The following is a 17,362-nucleotide window of genomic DNA, read 5'->3' as shown; positions in this document are numbered from 1 at the left end:
CCGGGCGATCATGGCGGACCCGGAACCGCAGGTCAGACGCCACTATTGGTGGAAGCGAGGGACTCGAACCCCTAACCATCAACGCCTCTTGGAGATCACCCGTATCGGACAGATCTGGCGCTTGAGCAGCGCAAACGTTGCCAACGCTTGCGGACGCTTGACACTGTTTTCCACCCTCATTTGGTCCCAATTTGGTCCCAACGATCTTGGAGGCATCATCGATGATCGAGTCATCGCCGTCCCAGTACCACAAGGACAAGCCGGCGCGGAACGTCGCAATACAGCGCTAGGTTCACCTGACACGCGGTCACAATGATCACCGTGACGAAGGACCAGCCTGGCGAAATTCGGCCTGGCGACATCTACGAGGACTGCTCGTTCCACCCGGTGCTGTGCACGTTCAACGACGGCGACGAGATCCAGGGCATCTCGTTGATCGACGCCTCAATGCCCCGGGCATGCTCCGTCGGGTTCTGCGCGGTGATCAAGCTGTCGATAGACGACGTCGTCGTCGCACGCGCTGACTGGCCAACCTATCTGGCTCGCCGTAAGGCCGAGTTCGAGCAAGAGCAAGCCAGCTCCTAGCAAGCCCTGGGGTTGTACCGCGCCCCGCCGTATACCCGTCGTCCACCCTTCGGGTAAAGGGCCGGCGTCGGGGGCTGCCCTCGTGAGTGCGGACCGCGACGTCCGCGCGGACGCTTGGCGGCCCCCGGCGCCGGCCCTTTGGCTTGCCTGGACGTCGGGTGTGCGGCGGGGCGCCCACCGGAACCCTGAGGCCCCCGGCTGGAGGCCCCGCCGGAGGCAAGAGCGGAACTACACACGGGCCTGGCAGGGAGCGAAGCGACCGGTGTCCGCGGGAGCATGCGGTCAGCGCCACGACGGACCGAGGTCCAAAACTGCGGAACCATCGACGGTCGCAAGCTGATCGGGCTTATCCAAGACCGCTCGGCGCGGCCTGTGCGTGGGCTTCCGGCCGGCGGGTTTCCGGCGCCGGCGCGGAGCGCGGGCGCCGCCCGCACGTCGAGTCGGCTGACCGCGTGCGGGCTGCGCCGTAGGCGCCTTGATCCAGTACAGGAAAATTCGGCAACGCCTCCGTGAGATCTGCGCCGCCACGACACGGAGCATTAATAACCGAGGCGTACATCGGCATTGCGTATCAAGCGTTAAGCGAGCTGAACGAGTGCCGCTTCGTAGGGCATACTGCGGCAGTCACGCTAATGCCTTCAAGGCAGTGAGTTCGGGGTGGTGGGGGAAGTCGCTGATTGCCGAATCGAGGAGTGATCGGGCATTGATGTTGTGCCCGCCGCCGCCCAGCCGAAGGGCGCGGAGCGCCGCGAACCAGTTAGCGCGGCCTGTCCCGCTCAGTTTGAGGCGCGAAACGTCACCACCAGCACGAGCCCAGATGTCCTGATCGGTCGGCCCCGCAGGGTACAGGTCTGCCATGCGCTGGCGGGTTCGTTACGTGGACGCGAACGGTGAGCCGCGAGCGCGGAACTTCGCACGTAAGGACGATGCTGAGGCGTTCGACGTGCAGGCGCGGGCTCGGCTCGCCCCTGAGACGCAGGTGGACCAGCCAGCACGGAACATCGCGTTCAAGGAGTACTCCACGCGGTGGCGCCTGTCGCGAGAGACCGGGTGGGCGGTGGAGACGAGGGAGCGGGTGGAGTCGAACCTTCGGGTGCACCTCGTCCCGGCGTTCGGCAACTCGCCGATGCGGTCGATCACGCTGACCGAGGTGCTGGAGTGGCTCGCTCGGCAACTCGGGGAGGGCAAGGCGAAGTCGTCGATCAAGCTGTACTTCGAGTTGCTCGACGCCATCTGCGCAGCCGCCATCGCCGACAAGGTCATGCCGGACAACCCGTGCGCGGGCGTGCGCCTGTCGAAGGTGCTCAACGGTGTATCTCGGGCGCCGAAGTGGATTCCGACTGAGGACCAGGTCGTGAGGCTGCTCGACGTCGTCCCGCCACGGTGGGAGGCGGCGGTGTGGCTGGGGGCCGGCGCGGGCCTACGACCGTCGGAGGCAATCGGCGTGGAGGAGGGCGAGCGGTGCTTCGACTTCGCGGTGGGAGGAGCTCCACGTTGTTCAGCAACTGCGGTACTCGCCTCGGACGCATGGCGGCTTCTACCTCAGCGGGCCGAAGTCGGGCTCGTCGGGGACGGTCGACCTGGACGCGGTCGTCGCGGAGAAGGTGCGGAAGCACACCGCGGCTTTCCCGCCGGTGGAGCTGGAGATGCTCGACGTTACGTCAGGTGAGCCCCGGCATCGGACGGTGCGGCTGCTGTTCACTACGCGTCACGGGAACCCGATCACGGATCGGATCTGGTCGCGGGAGTGGTCGAAGTGGCGGGCGGCAGCCGGCTGGCCGGACATTGAGCATGCCGGGTTCCATGCGCTGCGGCACTTCTTTGCCACGACGCTCATCTCGCAGCATGTGGAGCCGCAGGAGGTGCAGCGGGCGCTGCGGCACAAGACGCTCACGATGACGCTGGAGACGTATGTGCACTGGTGGCCGAAGCGGGTCCGGCAGCGCGGCGTGATCGGGGCAGCGCTACAGGGCGCGGTAGCCCGGCGGTGACGGGATGTGGTCCCGATTTGGTCCGGGTGATCTTGGCGGACCTACGACCGCAGGTCAGATGCCTTAAAGAGTGGAAGCGAGGGGACTCGAACCCCTAACGCGCCGGGCCGTCCGAAGATCACCCGAATCGGACGGATCACGCCCCTGAGCAGGGCGAGCGTTGTCATCGATTGCTGTCGTTTGACAACGCTCGCCAACCTCAGGCTTACCGGATCCTTACCGGACATCCCTGCTTCGACAGGCTCCGGCTGCACCAAACGTGGTCCTGTCGGCTGACCGGAATCAGCCGGAGAAGTGAGAGTATGGAGTCATGAGCGATTCGTCGGGCAACCCGGGCGCGAGGAGCGCCTCGGCCAAGACCCAGGCCGAGGCGATGGCTCGTGCGCAGGAGTTGCTACGTCGCACGACGAAAGCACGTCGCCTGACCGTCTCCACGACGGCAGCAAGCTCGGGCCTGTTCATTGTGAAGACCAGTGATCGGGCAAAGCCGGTTAAGGCTCAGAAATCACGCAAATCGGCCAAAAGTTCCGCACCTGAGCCGAAGCCCGAGCAGGTCCAGCCGACCGTGCCAGCTCCAGCGCTCGACAGCGATCACGCCACTTCAGACCTTGCGCACCGTGAAGCGCTTATCAACCGCTTGGCAGCGGCTCGGCGGGCTGGACGCGATGATCCGGAAGCGGCCGAAGCTCTGCTTCGTCGTGCGGCGGGACGGAATCGCGCGGCTCTAGACCGGCTTTCTCGCTGAGTAGCTCGTGACGTCCGACGTCCAGTACCTCACCTGGGACGACTACGTCCGCGCCGCCGCTCATGCGACCCAGTTCGACGCGGACACGGTGCGTAAGGTGGCCAACCGCTCGCTGGTTGAATCGGCGATAAACGCGCCCGCCGCTGGGTGGGGTGAATTCGAGCAGTACCCGTTTTTCCCCGTGAAGGCAGCGGTGCTCCTGGAGCGTCTCGCGAAGAACCATCCGCTTCCGGACGGGAACAAACGAGCTGCGCTTCTCGCAACGATCTTCTTCGCGAACCTGAACGGCTACGACTGGGAGCCGCCATTCGGCGATGACCCGGACGGCGAAGAGACAGACGAGATCGTTCGGGCCGTAGCTGGCGCGGGGATCCCCTTGCCTGCGCTGGCTGCATGGGTCGAAGCTCGACTCGTAGCGGTGCCACCTCCGTTGGACACGGAGGGTCCGACAACGCTGGTTTCCTACCCGGCGGAGTGGATCGGCGAGTTGCCATACGAAAAGCACACAGTGCAAGTCGGCGACCTGCAGATCCACGACGTTCATGGTTACAACCCAGCCGGGGTCTACGTCCGGCGGATCAGCGGCAAGACGGACGGCGTGTCGGTCGCCGAGATCGTCATTTCCGTCGTTGGGGACGGCTATGCGCAGGAAGAACTCGACGCCGAGAACGCTGAGGCGGAGCGGCATCCCTTGGGCCCAAAAGAGTTCTGGCGAGGTCGCATGGTCGGGAAATACACGTACGGCGCCGATGGTCATTTGATGACTGAAGAGGACTTCGAGGCGGAGTGGGCGGCGGATGAAGAACCTGCCTCGCCGTCGTAGGGCCCAAACATCTTAGGTTCACAGGCGCGAGCGTTCTGTTCTACTCAGCCCCTCCGTATACCCGTCGTCCACCCTCCGGGGAATGGGCCGGCGCTGGGGGCTGCCCTCGTGAGTACGGACCGCAACGTCCGCGACCACGCTTGGCGGCCCCCCGGCGCCGGCCCATCGGCTTGCCTGGACGGCGGGTGTGCGGAGGGGCGCCCCCCGGAACCCAGAGGCCCCCGGCTGGAGGCCCCGCCGGAGGCAAAGAGCGCAACTGAATGCGGAGCTGGCAGGGAGCGCAGCGACCGGTGTCCGCGGGAGCAGCGGTATGTAGCTCGGCGGACCGGGGTCTCAAGGCTATGGAACCATCAGCGGCCAGAGGCTGTCCGGTCTCTTCTAAAGGCCAGCTCGCGTGGCCTGCGCGCGGGTTCCGAGCCGTGCGGGGTTACGGCGCCGGCGCGGAGCGCTGGCGCCGCTCGCACGCCGAGCTCGGCACCGCGTGCGGGCTGCGCCGAAGGCGCCTTGATCTAGTAAAGCCAAATTCGGCAGTGTCGCCGCTGCAGTCGCTGTCCGATCCCGGCACACGCTTGATACTCGCGTCCCACCTGATGCTTGACGTGCCCACTCTGAAACGGGCTAAGGCTGCTAACGGTCGGTGACCGTGGGCACGTCCTCATCGCGGCTTGAGCGAACGCCGCGATCGTGATCGCCGTCGGCCTGCACAGAGACCCCCCTTGCCGCGACTCGGTCACGGAACCAGCACCTCTCCGGCTGGCACGTATGCACATTCGAGGCAACACAACAAGTCGCCCTTTCGGTGCCATCAAATCGCATCGCGAGCCGATGTCGATTAGGCCGAATGCGTCATGATGTTGAGGTGGACGCATTCCTCGGTTGGGTTGATCGCTGGCGGATCGCTTGGACGACCGCCAGCATTGTGGTGATGGTGAGCTCCGCGGTGTTGATTCTGGCCTCCTGGAGAGGCATCGACTGGGGAGATGCGCCCGCTTGGGCCGCATTCGCCGTCTCGATACTCGGCACGTCGGTAGCCGTGCACTCCGCGCGATCGTCAAAAACCGCCGCCGCGGCAGCAAAAACGTCCGCTCAGGCCGCCGTCCGGCAGGCCGCCGCCGCGGAGGAGCAAACCGTCATCTCAAGACGAGCCCTGGAGTTGGCAGAGCAACAGGCATTGACTGGATCCACTCCGCGTGCTGAACTCATCCAGGAAGCTCTGGCTCCACAGCCAGCGCTCTACGTCGCATGGTGGATCGAGCAACGGTCGAAGAATACATACGCCTTACGCAACATAGGAACTGCTACCGCCCTGAGCGTCGAGATTGACCATTCCCGAATCAAATGCGCCGTGAGGGGCGCCACCACGGCTGACGAACTTGCGTCGGGCGCGTCGATCGAGGTTCTCCTTATGCCAATGATGGATGCCCCAAAACCGAATGAGTTGTGGATCCGCTGGAAGGATCATCCCGAGTGGCATGCCGTACGGGTGCCATGAACATGTCATCTGCGATCCCTACCTGCGCCCACATCGGCATGTGAGTGCGCCGGCACGGGCGCCCGGTATTACCGACTGTAGCCACGGCGACCGAGCGACCAGGGCCGACTGTCGCGCTAGGAGCCTGCAACACCCTTCAGCCTGGCGTACGATTCGGGATCTTGCGCAAGGTTGATATACGCGAGATCTCGCTCCAGTCCCAGTTTCTGAATTGCCGCGTTTTGGTCAGCGCTAGCGGGCACCTTTGACGCGATCAACTGCGCGACTAGGTGAGTAAGCGGCCCACCTATCGCTTGCCTGAAGTTAAACCCCAATAGCTGAAGAATTTCGATTGTTTCCACCGACAGAAGCGAGGTCAAGGTGTCGATCTTTGCTTCAGTTTCGGCGTCGAACTGCTCGCCGCCAGAACCCGATCCGAGCAAATCCTTTAGGATTGGAATAATATTCTTGGTAATGTACTCAACATCTTTAGGAGAAATGCGCCGAGCGGCCAACTCCTGCTCATAGGACTGAGCGATGAGAACGAGATCATTCTTGTCGGAGATCAAGCTACTGATTATCTCCTCAAGTTCCGCAATGGTTTCCTGATCTCTCCTTCGGGCCTTAGCGGCTGTAATTTTGTCGGCGACGGTTGCGGCGCTGTTTCGCACAGCAGCCTCGCCCAGCTTGAGGCTCAATGAAAGAACCTCTGGATCCATCTTGAGGCCTACCTTCCAGCTAAATGCATTGGGGCCTCAACGCAGACTCGACGCATGCCCCGATCAAAGCGTTTACATTCGTATTTACGCTATTGGGTCGGAAGTTTACCTCAACCGAGGCGGTGTCGAATACCGCCCAGCCCATGGCGTCGAGCGAACGCTGGCTCCACCAGTCGTGCCGACATCCTGGCCCGTGGTCGGCGTGCGCGCAAGAACATGTTGATACCCCAGTAACTACGCTCGCAGATCTGACGAGTTCCTGACAGCTCGTTCATTTAGGCGCGCCGCGCGTTGCCGGAATGACTCACCCGAATGTCCGTTGGCGGCGACCGCCAAGGGGTGCCCACGTCGCCGTACCAGGTAGGCTGTTCCACCTTCGAGCCATTGGCGCCACCCTAACGGATCTGGTCTAATAGGTAGATTTCTATGGATCTCGTTGGTGGAGCATGCCTTTAAGTAGCACGAAAGATCAGCCCCGCGACCTACCTCAGCCCGAGTCGGCTCCGAGCAAGAAACTCTCACGACCGATTAGGGTCTTGATAGCTTCTCCTGCGGTGATCCTAGTCGCTACCGGAGTTCGCCTTATCGTCATATCTAACTACGACACCACAACGGCTAGCACTCTTGCGTCGGAGAAGGGGGCCGTCGACACTCTTCTAGGGACTGTGATTCCGCTTATCCCCCCGTTCCTGCCAGCGTTGACACTCGGACTGGTTCTCTTTCGGCGGTTTCAGCTAGCGACTCTGAGCGCCGTCGCGTGTCTGGTCGCCAGTCCGGCATACGTTAGGACACCCAAGGCGGTTCTTGGCGAGGTTAGATTTCGGGCTGCCGAGCTGGCCAAGACGGCTCAAGCATGCTGGCATCACTTGCAAAGTGGCGACCTTGGCAACGCCGCGATATGGCGTCATGCACTGCGCGGTTTTAGCCAAGACGGCGTCGGCTATATGACCAACAGCTGGCGGTGGCAAACAGTCGCGTACTGCACGCTTGCCGGCATCCTAGCCTGGCGTGCGACTCTGAATCGAATTCGGTTGAAGGCCCATACGCGGGAGGAAAACAGAAGGCGTCATTATACGGATTCGGATTCGAGGGGGAAGGAGAAGATGAGGGACGAACGCCGCCACCAACTGTCGAACCGTGTAGGCCGATTCGTCGGCCGCCAAAGCGCCTGCCTGGTGTCCGCTACAGTGATGGCTGGCGTTTGCTTCGTCATATTCGTGTCGACGTCCAAGGTGTACGACAATCCGCACGACATACGTGGCCTGGCCGGCATCGCGAGATACCCTTGGTTTCCAGCCGAGAAAATCTCAACCGATTCCGATGAGGTAATCGTGGGGTACACGCTATCGGTAAAAGATGGCTGGCACGTGATCCTACGAGAGGATGACCGCGAGGTTGTTTATGTAAAAGCCGATAAGGTGAAATCGCGGGCGGTTTGCAGCGTTGACAAGGGGTCAGGCGGCAGCCTCCCTCCATTGATCAAATTGTCTCGTGTTCACCGGGCGCCGCAATGCTGAGGATCCCAGCGACTACGAAGGTATCGGGGTTAGACGCTATACACGGGCAGCGGTCGCCACCGTCATCCAAGCGTGTACACGCGCCACGTCAACCTCGGCAGCAGCGGCGAAGCGGCGAGCCACCTCCTTCTCGGCCAAGTCACCTCGCACCTTGGTAGCCAATACCGCTAGGTCGTAATGGACTTCGCCGGTTACTCCACGGGGATCGATCAGGGTCCAACGGTCCTGGCCGGACAGCAGTAGGTTCCATGTCGACGCGTCACCGTGGCACAAAAGGGGCTTGAAGCCCTCCTCCAGGTCGGCGAGCAGGCGCAGCGCCTCAATGCGCTCGGCTGGCGTCGCTGGCTCGCGCCAAATAGGCATGTCTTTGAGGTCGTCGTCTTCTAAGCGCACGCGCAACCAGTCGATCAGGGATGGCATCCCTGGCACCGGGGTTGGCTGGCTCCGCAGATTCGCCAGCGGAGCGGCCAACGCTTCGAGGTCCGCGGCTTTTCGGTCGGTGAGCGCGAACGGCATGCCAGGCTGGATCTCGTCCATCACGGTCCATGTGGCGATGTCTGTCAAGAGTATCTGGTGAATAGCTGGCGCGACGCCCAGTGCAGCCAGCGCCTCGGAGACCTTCGTTTGGATCGGACCGTCCGGGTCGGGACTTGACCGGATGACCAGTCCGCCATCGGGCGTGTCGACGCTAACGACGTAGCCGTACCTCGCATGAAGAGCGTCCCGTGGGCGACCGTTGTAGCCGGCGCACAGCTCGGCTAAGGTCTCGCCAGCGGTCGCCAGCCACCGGTCGGCGCGGTCGGGCCAGCGTTCCCGGACGCCTTCGACAACGTTCTCCGGGATTTCGGGCCAGTCGGTCATTGGTGCTCCATGACAAGGTGGGCGGTAGGTGGAGCAGCCGACTTAGCGCGCAAGGATCGGTATCGTGCGCAGCGCGTCGGCGAGGTCTGCCATGTGATTGATGACGACGTCAGCGCCAGCGTGCTGGAGGCGTTCGCGCTTGCCTGGCTTGTTCGCGTAGCCGACGGTCGCGGTGTGGGCTGCTCGGCCGGCTTCCATGTCGCTCGACGAGTCACCGATGAAGACCGCGGTGTCAGGTTCCGCATTCAAGCCGTCGAGTGCCAACCGCACGAGATGCGGGTGGGGTTTGAGCAGCCCAGGATCCATGCCGTCGTACCGGCCCACGACCAGGTCGACGTCGCCGATGAGGTTCCTGCGACGCAGGTATGCCTCGACGGCCTCGATGGCGTTGTTGCTCGCGATGGCAACTCGCCTGCCTGAGGCACGCGCCGCTGCCAACACCGCGTCGAGCCCTGGAGTGGGGGTTGCGCTCTCGGCCGCCCTGATCTCGGCCTCGCGCGCAGCGTTGGCCACTTGCCTAGTCAACTGGTCATCGCCAAACGACGCCACCTCTGGCAGAACAGCCAGCGGCCCCAACGCGGTGAGGTCGTAGCCGCGAGACGTCGCGAGCTCGCGCAGCTCCCCAGCGATGACGGCGGCCGGGTGGCCAGCGAAGAGTGCGGCGACAGGACCGTCAAAGTCGAGTATCAACACCTCCGCGGCCCGAACGACGTCAGCGAGAGTCTTGGTCACGATTGCTGCTCGCGGGCGATGGTGGTCCAAACGCTGTCGAACCAGGCGCGGGCCTGCTGCACGTACTGGGTGGCCAAGTCCTCCTCGTCGCCGACGGCGAACTGGAAGAGCGGCACATCCTTGCCCATCACGTCGAAGATGGGCACCGATTCGTGGTCGATGGTCACGTTGTGGCGGACCACCGGGTAAAAGCCGAAGAACGCCTCGGCGTTGTTCAGGACGTACACCTTGAACAGGGCGGCCGTGCCGTGCGCTCGTACCTCGGCGGTCGCTGAGCGGACCAGGCCCAGCTCGCCGAGCTCGCGCACCGCGTCGACGATCGCCTCGCTGTGTCGCCGGCTGATCCTGGTTGCGCGGTCGCGAACGGCCTTGTCGGCCTCTGGTCCGTCAATGGCGGAGGGGACTGCGGCCGGCTGGGATTGGTCGGGCACGAGGATGCGGACGGCAATCGACTCCGGAGTGAGCCGTCCCGCTCGGATCTTGTCCAGTGGTTCGGTAAGCGCGCCGTGAAGGGTCTCGCTGGAGAAGCCGGCGAAGTCGATGGAGACGTGTTGGCGCTCGAAGGCGGCCTCAATGTGTGGGCGGAGGCCGACTGGGCGCTCGGTCTGGGCGCGAACGAATGCGCCGCTCCCCTGTCGGCTGACGATCAGCCGTTCCTCGCGTAGTACGCGCAGGGCGACCTTGACGGTCTCGCGGGCTACGCCGTAGCGCTCGGCGAGTTCGTTCTGCGATGGGAGGCGTTCGCCGGGCTGGAAGCGGCGCGTCAGGATTGCGGCCCGCAGCACGTTCGCAATCTGTTGCGAAGCGGGCCGCGGGTCGTCCGGGTCCAGTCCGTCGAGGCTCTCGACTACGCCGTTCACGGGCTCAGCCTACGGCCTGGCTAGCCAGGCTAGAAATATCTGGCCCAATGTTCCCTTGTGTCGATCGATGGCTCGCTCTATCGTCAGATTTGACTAGCCAAGCTAGTCAAATCTGATCGCTCTTCATTCCGAACCCCAACGATCAAGGAGTGGCGTAGTGAGCGACGTGATTCACCCGCACTGGTGCCAGCGGGCCACGTGCCCTGTCGGGCGCACGTCCGGCCGATACGCGATTCACCGTTCGCGCGCGGTACCCGGCAGACCCGACCCCGAAACCGGCACCGCCGTGTCGGCCTCGCTGTGGATGCTCGACGGCGAACAGGCAAACGTGCTGCTCGAATTCGAGGAGAGCAACGACGACGGCACAGACCTCACGGCGGCACAGGCTCTCGAACTCATCAACACCCTGACTCAGCTTCTGGCCGAGTCGGGCAGTGTGCGGTAGCGGGTCAGTGCCAACTGAATCCAGCCCACCGAAATACGCCGCGATCATCGACGCGCTTCGCTCGCGGATCATCGACACGACGTATCAACCCGGCGACATGCTGCCCAGTGAGGCGCAGTTGGTTCGCGAGTTCGGCGCGTCGCGCTCGACGGTGGTCCGCGCACTGGAGTACCTGCGCCAGCACGGGTGGCTGGAAGGCGTCCAGGGCAAGGGGCGCGTCGTCCTCGGACGGCCCGCCTCTCCCCTGACCTCACTACCGCGCCGGGCTCATCACCTTCTGCGGCCCGGCACCTTCACGGATGCCGCGCTGCTGACCTCGGGCCGGGCGGTCGCTCCACCACACGTGGCGTCCGCCCTCGGCCAGCGTGCCGGCGCGCAGCTCGTGACGCGCCGGTACCTGCTCACACCCGCTGACGGCAGGCCAGTTGGACTCACCGCCGCCTACGTTGACGCCTCGCTGGCGGACGAGGTTCAGCTGCACGCCGACTCGCCGATGGCCGACAACCTGGTGCCGTACCTGGAAGCACAGCGCGGCGTGATCGCCACACAGGTCATCGAACAGGTCGGCGCACGTATCCCGTCGGCGTTCGAGGCAACCGCGCTCGACACCGACCGACGTCATTGCCTGGCAACCGTGCTGCTGACCGTGCTCGATGCCGCCGACCAGCCGATCCTCGCGGTCGACGCGCTGATAGCGCGCGATGCGGTACAGCTCTCGTCCCTGTTCAAGCTGCCATAAACAATCTTCGCTGTTTACTTGACTAGCCAGGTTGGCCATGCGACAGTTGGCTTACTTGGTTAGTCAAGTAGCCAAGGTGGCCTGAAGGAGCGGAGACGCAATGGCACTGAAGGGTGGGACCCGGTTCTCGGTCCGGTTCGAGGACGTCTTCCCGGCCGGCTGCATGCTGGTGCCGGACTCGATCACGGAGGCGCAGGACTACAACGCCGCCACCGGCGCGCGTACGCCGGCGGTGGACAAGCTCACCGGTGTGCGGGTGTGGACGGTGCGGGTCATGGACATGGACCCGGACCTCGCCGGCCGGGCGCGCGAGATCGCGGTGAAGATCACCGCGCCGGTGCAGCCGGTGCCGGACAACGCGGCGCCGTTCTCGCCGGTGGAGTTCGAGGGCATGACCGTCACGCCGTACGTCGGGCAGACCGGCCGCCTCACGTACTCGCTGCGCGCGACGGGCTTCCGTGCCCCGGTCCCGGCGGGCAGGGCCGGAAAGTGACCGCGGCGATGATCTCGGTCAACGTCCACATCGGCGCCGAGACGCCGTTGCAGGCCCACCGCACCAGCTCCGGTGACCGGGTGTGGCTGGAGATCGGCGCGGCCGACGGATCGGTGGCGCTGTTCCTCGACCGCGCCGGGCTCGCACGCCTCGTCGACGCGCTGAGCGAGGCGAACGGGCTGCTGCCGGCGCTGCGGGCGGCGGCCTGACCAACACAGGTGCGGGGCGGTCCGGCTTCCTACGGCAAACAGACCGCCCCGTTCCTTCCCAAACACTCCTGCTGAGGCAAGGAAGGCGGGCTTCATCATGCCCAAATCCGGCCCCTCGATCCAGCACGGCCGCCGTATCTGCCGCGGCCAACTGCTCCTGCTGATGCCCGTGGCGCGAGATGCGTCCGGGCGGTTCACCCGCTGGTTCACCGGCATGCCGTTGCAGCTGCTGGCGTTCCGCCGCGATGCCCGCGGCCGGTTCGCCCCGCTCGCGGCGGCCCGGTGAACCCGGGCTTCCCTGGGGAGGGTCGACGTTGAAGAACAAGATTCCATTGATCAAGTTCCGCCGGCTGGACGTGCCCACGCCGTGGTGGGTCGTCATCTGGGCGATCGTGCCGTACCTGCTGTACAAGGTGGCCCGGGCACTGGTCCGGCTGGTCCCGGTGCTCGCCCGCAACTGGCGCTCGCTGACATTGACCGTCGGCGCGGTGTGGCTGTGGTACCGGCACGGCTGGCTCGTCCTGGTCCTGATCCTCGTCGCCATCGTCGGCGCTGGCGGGCTGTGGTGGTGGAGCTGGCGCCCGTCGTGTGAGCGGTTTGCGGTGCTGCCGCTGCTGGCATGGTGGCGGCGGCTGACCGTCTACCAGCTGCACTGGCGTGAGGCGCTGACCTTGTGCGGTCTGGCCGAACGGTTCGACAACACGCGGATCATGCCGAAGCTGCTGCGCGTTCAGTGCACGCCAGCGGCGGACGAGGTGCTGTTGCGGATGCCGCGCGGGCAGAACCCGGACCTCTACCACAAGGCGTCGGCGAACCTGGCGTACTCGTTCAACGCCCGCGAGTGCCGCGTCTACACCGGGCGCCGGTCGGTCCCGCCGGCCCGCGTCGGGCGTTGGGCGTGGCTGGTGCGGGTCGTGGATCGGGTGCGCTTCGGGGACCGGCCGCGGCTGGTGTGGCTGGTGTTCCCGCGCCGCGATCCGCTGCGAGAGATCGTGCCGGCGTTCCCGGTGCCGGACGAGCCGGACTTCGAACGGCTGCCGCTCGCGCTCGGCGAGGACCTGCGGCTGTTTGTCCTGCGGCTGCTCGCTTCGCACGTGTTGATCGTCGGCGCGACCCGGTCCGGCAAGGGCTCGGTGCAGTGGTCGCTCGTGCGGGCGCTCGCCTCGGGCATTCGCTCGGGTCTGGTGCGGCTGTGGGGCATCGACCCCAAGGGCGGCGTCGAGCTGTCAATCGGGCGGGAGCTGTTCGCCCGCTATGAGTACACCGACCCGGCCCCCATGGTGGCCATGCTCGACGACCTGGTGGCCGTGATGCGCGACCGGCAGGCCCGCATGCAGGGCACCGTCCGGGTTCACACGCCGACGCTGGCCGAACCGCTGTACGTGCTCATGGTCGACGAGCTGCTTGCGCTGGTTGCGCTGCTGCAGGACACCGAACTGCGCAACCGTGCCCGGTCGGCGCTCGCGCTGCTGCTCACTCAGGGCGCCGGCCTCGGTGTCCTTGTAATCGGCGCGACACAAGACCCGCGCAAGGAAGTCGTCGAGCTGCGCGACTTCTTCCCGACCCGCATCGCGCTGCGGCTCAACGAACGCAACCACGTCGACCTCGTACTCGGCGACGGCGCCCGGGAACGTGGCGCACTGGCCGACCAACTCTCGGCCGAACCGAGCATGCGCGGCATCGGCTACGTCGTGCTCGACGACCGGCCCGAGCCCCTGCGGGTGCGGTTCGCCTACGTCACCGACGACGAGATCCGCGCCATGGCCATCGAGTACGCCGCTCCGCCCGACCCGGCGCCACGCCCCGCACCGGCCGCACCCAAGCAGCGAACCCAACCCGCCGCGCGCAGCTACCGGCCGGGACGTCCCACGATGGGGCCGCTGCTGCCCGACAGCCTGACCGGGCTGCTCGGCGGGGGTGAGCCGGCATGACCACCACCGACACAGAGCGCCGCTTCTACCGGCTCCGCGCTCCGCACCCCACGGCCGGCTCATCGGCAGTGACGGTGCGGGTGACGGAGGGCGAAGACCTCTATGTGGCGGTCGGGGCGGGTCGGCGCCGGATGTACCTGACCCCGGCGGAGGCGTGGGCGCTGTGGCGCTGCCTGTCGGAGGCCGTCGCCTCGACCAGCGCCCCGCCGGACTGGATCCGAGTCCCGATCACCCCCAAGGCCCGCTGACCCCTCGAAGGAGACCCCTCGTGCGTCACCATCACCGGCGAGGCCGGCGCCGGACCTGCCTCGACCTAGCCCACCGCAACCCCGACCTAACCTGCCCCTACTGCACCACCGCCCGCGACGACCAGACCGACATCATCGGCGCCGCACGCCGCCAGCACGCCCACACCGCCGCGGAGGATCTGGACGGGTTCGGGTGGTCGGCATGACCGGCCGCCGCTGGGCCTACATCGGCACCGCCCTCGGCGGCGTCGCATCCCTCGCCGCGAACGTCGCGCACTGCTACATCCCGCCCACCGGCGCCCCGGCCGACTGGCGGCCCGAACCGGGCGCCGTGCTCAGCGCGATGTTCTGGCCCATCGCGGTCTTCATCGCCGTGGAGATCCTCGTCCGCACCGTCTGGCCGGCGGGGGTCTGGTGGCGGCTCGCCCGATTCCTCGGCCTGCTGCCCGTCGCGCTCGTCGCCGCCGTCGTGTCCTATCGGCACCTGTCCGGCCTGTTCCGCCACTACGGCGAAGACCCGCTCACCGCCACCCTCGGCCCCCTCGCCGTCGACGGGTTGATGGTCATGGCCGCCGCCGCGCTCCTCGCCGCCAACCCGCGCGCCAAGCAGGTTGCGCGACCGGTCGAACCCCTGCCCGAGCCACAACCCGAACCGCTGCCTCAGCCGTTGCCCGAGCCGCGCCCGGCGCTGCACGTTGTCGGCGCGATCCCGTCAGGAGTCGTGCGATGACCACCAACCTCCAACCCGTCGACCACCATCTCACCGGCCCCGCCGACCAGCTCGGCAACGTACTGCGCTCGGCGCACGCCCGGGGGCATCTCGTCCGCTACGGCCGGCCCAGCCGGCTCGCCGACGGCCGGTACGCCATCGACGTCACGCTCCTCGAGCCGCGCCGCCACCGGATCCGCTGGCGGCTCGTGCTCAAGGTCGCGGCGATCGTCGCCGGCCTCACCGCGCTGGCCGGGCTCGGCTGGGGTGTGTGGCTGCTCGTGCAATGGGTGATCGCGCACTGGATGGTCATCGTCGGAACCGTCGTCCTGGTCCTCGTCGTCGCCGGGCTCATGGCCGCCAAGACCGACGGCTGCGCCGGGCTGCACTGCCGGGGATGTGGGCGCCGTTGACCATCACCGCACTGCCCGGACTCGAACCGGACGAGCAGCCGCGGCCGGGCTCCCGCGCCGCCCGGATGCTCATCCCCCTGGCCGCCAACGTGGTCAAGGAGATGGCCGCCGAATACGGCGTGTGCCTGCGCCCGGTCGGGCTGCGCCGCACAGACCTGGACACCGGCAAAACCGAAATCATCGACGTGCCCTGCGGCGCGACCCGCGAGGACAAGTGCCCGCCGTGCGCAAAGAGGGCTCGTCGGCTGCGCAAGGTCCAGATCCGGGAGGGCTGGCACCGCGTCGACGAACCCGCTCCGCCGCCCTGAGCCGGCGACAGAGGGGCAGCGGGCGCTGATCAGCCTCCGCGCCCACCTGGAACACGCCCGCGACGAGGCAGTCCGGGCGTCGCAGTGGGACCAGGTCGGCGAGGTCGACGACGCCATCCGCGAGGTAGAGGAGGCCATCGCCGCCGAGGGCCTACGGGGCAGCGTCGCCCCAGCGCATGACAAGCCGACGGAGCCGAAGCGGCAGCGGTCCACGAAGCGGCGCCAGGACGCACCCGCCCTGCCCCGGCAGAAAGTCGACCCGCGCACGGTCGGCCGGGTCTACACCGCGCCGGACGGCACCGAATACCGGCCCTCAATGTGGCTCACCGTCACCCTCGACTCGTACGGCCCCGTACGACCCGACGGCTCCCCGGTCGACTCAGCGACGTACGACTACCGGCGGGCGGCCTGGGACGCGATCACGTTTCCCCGGCTGCTGGATCGGTTCTGGCAGAATCTGCGCCGCTGCGTCGGCTGGAACGTGCAGTACGCCGGATGTGTTGAGCCGCAACGCCGTCTGGCTCCGCACGCGCACTTCGCGATCCGGGGCACGATCCCGCGTGCGGTGCTGCGGGAGGTGGCGGCGGCAACGTACCACCAGGTCTGGTGGCCCAAGGTCGACAAACCCACCTGCCGACCGGTCTGGGACGCCGACGCCGAAACCTGGTGCGACGGCCAGACCGGAGAGCCGCTCACCGACTGGGACACGGCGCTGGACACGATCGAGGACGAGCCGGCGCACGTGGTCCGGTTCGGCGCTCAGATCCGCGCGGAGGGCGTCAACGCCAACGACGGCAACGTCGACCGGACGATCGGCTACATCACGAAGTACATCACCAAGTCCGCAGCCGACTGCCACGCGGTCACCACCGACCGGCAACGCGACCACCTGGAACGCTTCTGGCGGGAACTGCGGGTCACCCCGTGCTCGGACCGGTGCGCGAACTGGCTGCTCTACGGCATCCAGCCAAAGAAGGCCCACGCCCGACTGCGGCCCGGCAACTGCAAGGGCCGGGTCCACCAGCGCTCCACCCTCGGCATCGGAGGCCGGCGCATCCTCGTCTCCCGCGACTGGTCCGGCAAGACCCTCGCCGACCACCGCTACGACGCCCGCGCCTGGGTCAAGGCCCTCCTCGGCGTGTCCGAGGGCGTCGACCAGGTCCCGGCCGTCAACGACCACCAGCCCGGCACCCCGGCTCCGGTCGCCTGGGAACTGGCACGACCGAACGACCCGGACATGCCGCCAATGCGGCATCGCCTGCTGCGGGCGCTCGCACAACGCATCCAATGGCGCAACGCGCTCAACGCCGCCCGCGACCGCGCCGCGCAGTACGACCCGGCGCCGGTACATCTTTCGGCAACCGACGATCACGGGGAGAGGGCTGAGGGTGGACAAGACGTTGTCGATCGATGAGGTGGCGGAGCTGCTGCAGGTACCCAAGGGAACGCTCTACCAATGGCGGTCGCGGCGGAAGGGACCGACGGCGCGGAAGGTGGGCCGGCATCTGCGCTACGACCCGGCCGAGGTGCAGGCGTGGTTCCGCGATCAAGAGGCGGCCTGAC

General features: G+C 66.4%; 23 protein-coding genes and 1 pseudogene. 19 read left to right on the top strand and 5 right to left on the bottom strand.

Annotated features, from left to right (window positions below):
• Positions 1 to 321 precede the first annotated feature (321 nt).
• A complete protein-coding gene (locus tag ABT297_RS19690; RefSeq protein WP_350551329.1) occupies positions 322 to 585 on the top strand; it encodes a hypothetical protein in 264 nt (87 codons plus the stop codon).
• Between the two features lie 624 nt (positions 586 to 1,209).
• Here the strand turns inward: ABT297_RS19690 and ABT297_RS19685 are convergent.
• Entirely contained in the window at positions 1,210 to 1,443 is a 234-nt protein-coding gene (locus ABT297_RS19685) for an effector-associated domain EAD1-containing protein (RefSeq protein ID WP_350551326.1), read from the bottom strand.
• Here ABT297_RS19685 and ABT297_RS19680 point away from each other — a divergent pair.
• From ABT297_RS19680 to ABT297_RS19660, 5 genes are all read left to right on the top strand, one after another.
• Complete coding sequence (locus ABT297_RS19680; RefSeq protein WP_350551324.1) at positions 1,442 to 2,254, top strand: phage integrase central domain-containing protein; 813 nt, start codon at positions 1,442 to 1,444, stop codon at positions 2,252 to 2,254. The genes ABT297_RS19685 and ABT297_RS19680 overlap by 2 nt on opposite strands.
• Complete coding sequence (locus ABT297_RS19675; protein ID WP_350551322.1) at positions 2,232 to 2,576, top strand: tyrosine-type recombinase/integrase; 345 nt, start codon at positions 2,232 to 2,234, stop codon at positions 2,574 to 2,576. Before ABT297_RS19680 ends, ABT297_RS19675 begins: the two co-directional genes overlap by 23 nt.
• A gap of 310 nt (positions 2,577 to 2,886) precedes the next feature.
• Positions 2,887 to 3,321, top strand: a complete 435-nt coding sequence (locus ABT297_RS19670) for a hypothetical protein (protein WP_350551320.1) — start codon at positions 2,887 to 2,889, stop codon at positions 3,319 to 3,321.
• Positions 3,322 to 3,328: 7 nt separating this feature from the next.
• The gene (locus tag ABT297_RS19665) at positions 3,329 to 4,144 is read left to right on the top strand and encodes a type II toxin-antitoxin system death-on-curing family toxin (RefSeq protein WP_350551318.1); all 816 of its coding nucleotides are present in this window, start codon (positions 3,329 to 3,331) and stop codon (positions 4,142 to 4,144) included.
• Between the two features lie 859 nt (positions 4,145 to 5,003).
• Complete coding sequence (locus ABT297_RS19660) at positions 5,004 to 5,636, top strand: hypothetical protein (RefSeq protein WP_350551316.1); 633 nt, start codon at positions 5,004 to 5,006, stop codon at positions 5,634 to 5,636.
• A gap of 116 nt (positions 5,637 to 5,752) precedes the next feature.
• Here the strand turns inward: ABT297_RS19660 and ABT297_RS19655 are convergent, their stop codons facing one another.
• On the bottom strand, positions 5,753 to 6,334 hold the full coding sequence (locus tag ABT297_RS19655) for a hypothetical protein (protein WP_350551313.1): 582 nt from the start codon (positions 6,332 to 6,334) through the stop codon (positions 5,753 to 5,755).
• 1,103 nt (positions 6,335 to 7,437) lie between these two features.
• Between ABT297_RS19655 and ABT297_RS19650 the strand changes: the two genes are divergently transcribed.
• Positions 7,438 to 7,851 carry a hypothetical protein gene (locus ABT297_RS19650; protein WP_350551311.1) on the top strand — a complete coding sequence of 138 codons (414 nt, stop codon included), beginning with the start codon at positions 7,438 to 7,440 and terminating at the stop codon, positions 7,849 to 7,851.
• A gap of 36 nt (positions 7,852 to 7,887) precedes the next feature.
• Here ABT297_RS19650 and ABT297_RS19645 read toward each other — a convergent pair whose 3' ends face one another.
• From ABT297_RS19645 to ABT297_RS19635, 3 genes are read right to left on the bottom strand one after another with little or no spacing between them, the layout of a single operon-like run.
• Positions 7,888 to 8,712: a phosphotransferase gene (locus ABT297_RS19645; RefSeq protein ID WP_350551308.1), complete on the bottom strand. Its 825-nt coding sequence runs from the start codon at positions 8,710 to 8,712 to the stop codon at positions 7,888 to 7,890.
• Between the two features lie 42 nt (positions 8,713 to 8,754).
• A complete protein-coding gene (locus ABT297_RS19640) occupies positions 8,755 to 9,444 on the bottom strand; it encodes an HAD family hydrolase (RefSeq protein WP_350551306.1) in 690 nt (229 codons plus the stop codon).
• Positions 9,441 to 10,304 carry a GntR family transcriptional regulator gene (locus tag ABT297_RS19635; RefSeq protein ID WP_350551304.1) on the bottom strand — a complete coding sequence of 288 codons (864 nt, stop codon included), beginning with the start codon at positions 10,302 to 10,304 and terminating at the stop codon, positions 9,441 to 9,443. Before ABT297_RS19635 ends, ABT297_RS19640 begins: the two co-directional genes overlap by 4 nt.
• Before the next feature lie 157 nt (positions 10,305 to 10,461).
• On the opposite strand from ABT297_RS19635, the gene ABT297_RS19630 reads away from it, so the two are divergent.
• The 12 genes and pseudogenes from ABT297_RS19630 to ABT297_RS19575 all read left to right on the top strand — a co-directional run bounded on the left by ABT297_RS19630 (position 10,462) and on the right by ABT297_RS19575 (position 17,361).
• Entirely contained in the window at positions 10,462 to 10,749 is a 288-nt protein-coding gene (locus ABT297_RS19630; RefSeq protein ID WP_350551302.1) for a hypothetical protein, read from the top strand.
• A 7-nt stretch (positions 10,750 to 10,756) separates the two neighbouring features.
• Positions 10,757 to 11,488, top strand: coding sequence for a GntR family transcriptional regulator (locus ABT297_RS19625; RefSeq protein ID WP_350551300.1), 732 nt, complete (start codon positions 10,757 to 10,759; stop codon positions 11,486 to 11,488).
• A 100-nt stretch (positions 11,489 to 11,588) separates the two neighbouring features.
• A complete protein-coding gene (locus ABT297_RS19620; protein WP_350551298.1) occupies positions 11,589 to 11,981 on the top strand; it encodes a transcriptional regulator in 393 nt (130 codons plus the stop codon).
• Positions 11,978 to 12,190 (top strand): hypothetical protein, encoded by a 213-nt coding sequence (locus ABT297_RS19615; protein ID WP_350551296.1) that lies wholly within the window; start codon positions 11,978 to 11,980, stop codon positions 12,188 to 12,190. Before ABT297_RS19620 ends, ABT297_RS19615 begins: the two co-directional genes overlap by 4 nt.
• Before the next feature lie 97 nt (positions 12,191 to 12,287).
• On the top strand, positions 12,288 to 12,476 hold the full coding sequence (locus ABT297_RS19610) for a hypothetical protein (RefSeq protein WP_350551293.1): 189 nt from the start codon (positions 12,288 to 12,290) through the stop codon (positions 12,474 to 12,476).
• 28 nt (positions 12,477 to 12,504) lie between these two features.
• Positions 12,505 to 14,121 (top strand): FtsK/SpoIIIE domain-containing protein, encoded by a 1,617-nt coding sequence (locus ABT297_RS19605; RefSeq protein ID WP_350551290.1) that lies wholly within the window; start codon positions 12,505 to 12,507, stop codon positions 14,119 to 14,121.
• Positions 14,118 to 14,369 carry a spread protein gene (locus tag ABT297_RS19600; protein WP_350551288.1) on the top strand — a complete coding sequence of 84 codons (252 nt, stop codon included), beginning with the start codon at positions 14,118 to 14,120 and terminating at the stop codon, positions 14,367 to 14,369. Before ABT297_RS19605 ends, ABT297_RS19600 begins: the two co-directional genes overlap by 4 nt.
• 20 nt (positions 14,370 to 14,389) lie before the next feature.
• Positions 14,390 to 14,575, top strand: coding sequence for a hypothetical protein (locus tag ABT297_RS19595; protein ID WP_350551286.1), 186 nt, complete (start codon positions 14,390 to 14,392; stop codon positions 14,573 to 14,575).
• Entirely contained in the window at positions 14,572 to 15,099 is a 528-nt protein-coding gene (locus tag ABT297_RS19590; protein WP_350551285.1) for a DUF2637 domain-containing protein, read from the top strand. The genes ABT297_RS19595 and ABT297_RS19590 overlap by 4 nt, the downstream gene beginning before the upstream one ends.
• Positions 15,096 to 15,491 (top strand): hypothetical protein, encoded by a 396-nt coding sequence (locus ABT297_RS19585; RefSeq protein WP_350551282.1) that lies wholly within the window; start codon positions 15,096 to 15,098, stop codon positions 15,489 to 15,491. The genes ABT297_RS19590 and ABT297_RS19585 overlap by 4 nt, the downstream gene beginning before the upstream one ends.
• Positions 15,488 to 17,213, top strand: a pseudogene (locus ABT297_RS19580) (replication initiator). Before ABT297_RS19585 ends, ABT297_RS19580 begins: the two are co-directional and overlap by 4 nt.
• Entirely contained in the window at positions 17,188 to 17,361 is a 174-nt protein-coding gene (locus ABT297_RS19575) for a helix-turn-helix transcriptional regulator (RefSeq protein ID WP_350551279.1), read from the top strand. Before ABT297_RS19580 ends, ABT297_RS19575 begins: the two are co-directional and overlap by 26 nt.
• Position 17,362: the final 1 nt, after the last annotated feature.

It is taken from the genome of Dactylosporangium sp. NPDC000555 (genome assembly GCF_040300025.1).
Classification (GTDB): Bacteria; Actinomycetota; Actinomycetes; order Mycobacteriales; family Micromonosporaceae; genus Dactylosporangium.
The sequence above is the reverse complement of the archived record's forward strand: the minus strand, read 5'-3'. Positions and strand labels throughout refer to the sequence as shown.

Coding starts and splice junctions, on each gene's coding strand:
- ABT297_RS19680 (WP_350551324.1), top strand. CDS start 1,442: ATGCGCTGGCGGGTTCGTTACGTGGACGCGAACGGTGAGCCGCGAGCG.
- ABT297_RS19685 (WP_350551326.1), bottom strand. CDS start 1,443: ATGGCAGACCTGTACCCTGCGGGGCCGACCGATCAGGACATCTGGGCT.
- ABT297_RS19675 (WP_350551322.1), top strand. CDS start 2,232: ATGCTCGACGTTACGTCAGGTGAGCCCCGGCATCGGACGGTGCGGCTG.
- ABT297_RS19670 (WP_350551320.1), top strand. CDS start 2,887: ATGAGCGATTCGTCGGGCAACCCGGGCGCGAGGAGCGCCTCGGCCAAG.
- ABT297_RS19655 (WP_350551313.1), bottom strand. CDS start 6,334: ATGGATCCAGAGGTTCTTTCATTGAGCCTCAAGCTGGGCGAGGCTGCT.
- ABT297_RS19650 (WP_350551311.1), top strand. CDS start 7,438: ATGAGGGACGAACGCCGCCACCAACTGTCGAACCGTGTAGGCCGATTC.
- ABT297_RS19645 (WP_350551308.1), bottom strand. CDS start 8,712: ATGACCGACTGGCCCGAAATCCCGGAGAACGTTGTCGAAGGCGTCCGG.
- ABT297_RS19620 (WP_350551298.1), top strand. CDS start 11,589: ATGGCACTGAAGGGTGGGACCCGGTTCTCGGTCCGGTTCGAGGACGTC.
- ABT297_RS19610 (WP_350551293.1), top strand. CDS start 12,288: ATGCCCAAATCCGGCCCCTCGATCCAGCACGGCCGCCGTATCTGCCGC.
- ABT297_RS19600 (WP_350551288.1), top strand. CDS start 14,118: ATGACCACCACCGACACAGAGCGCCGCTTCTACCGGCTCCGCGCTCCG.
- ABT297_RS19590 (WP_350551285.1), top strand. CDS start 14,572: ATGACCGGCCGCCGCTGGGCCTACATCGGCACCGCCCTCGGCGGCGTC.
- ABT297_RS19585 (WP_350551282.1), top strand. CDS start 15,096: ATGACCACCAACCTCCAACCCGTCGACCACCATCTCACCGGCCCCGCC.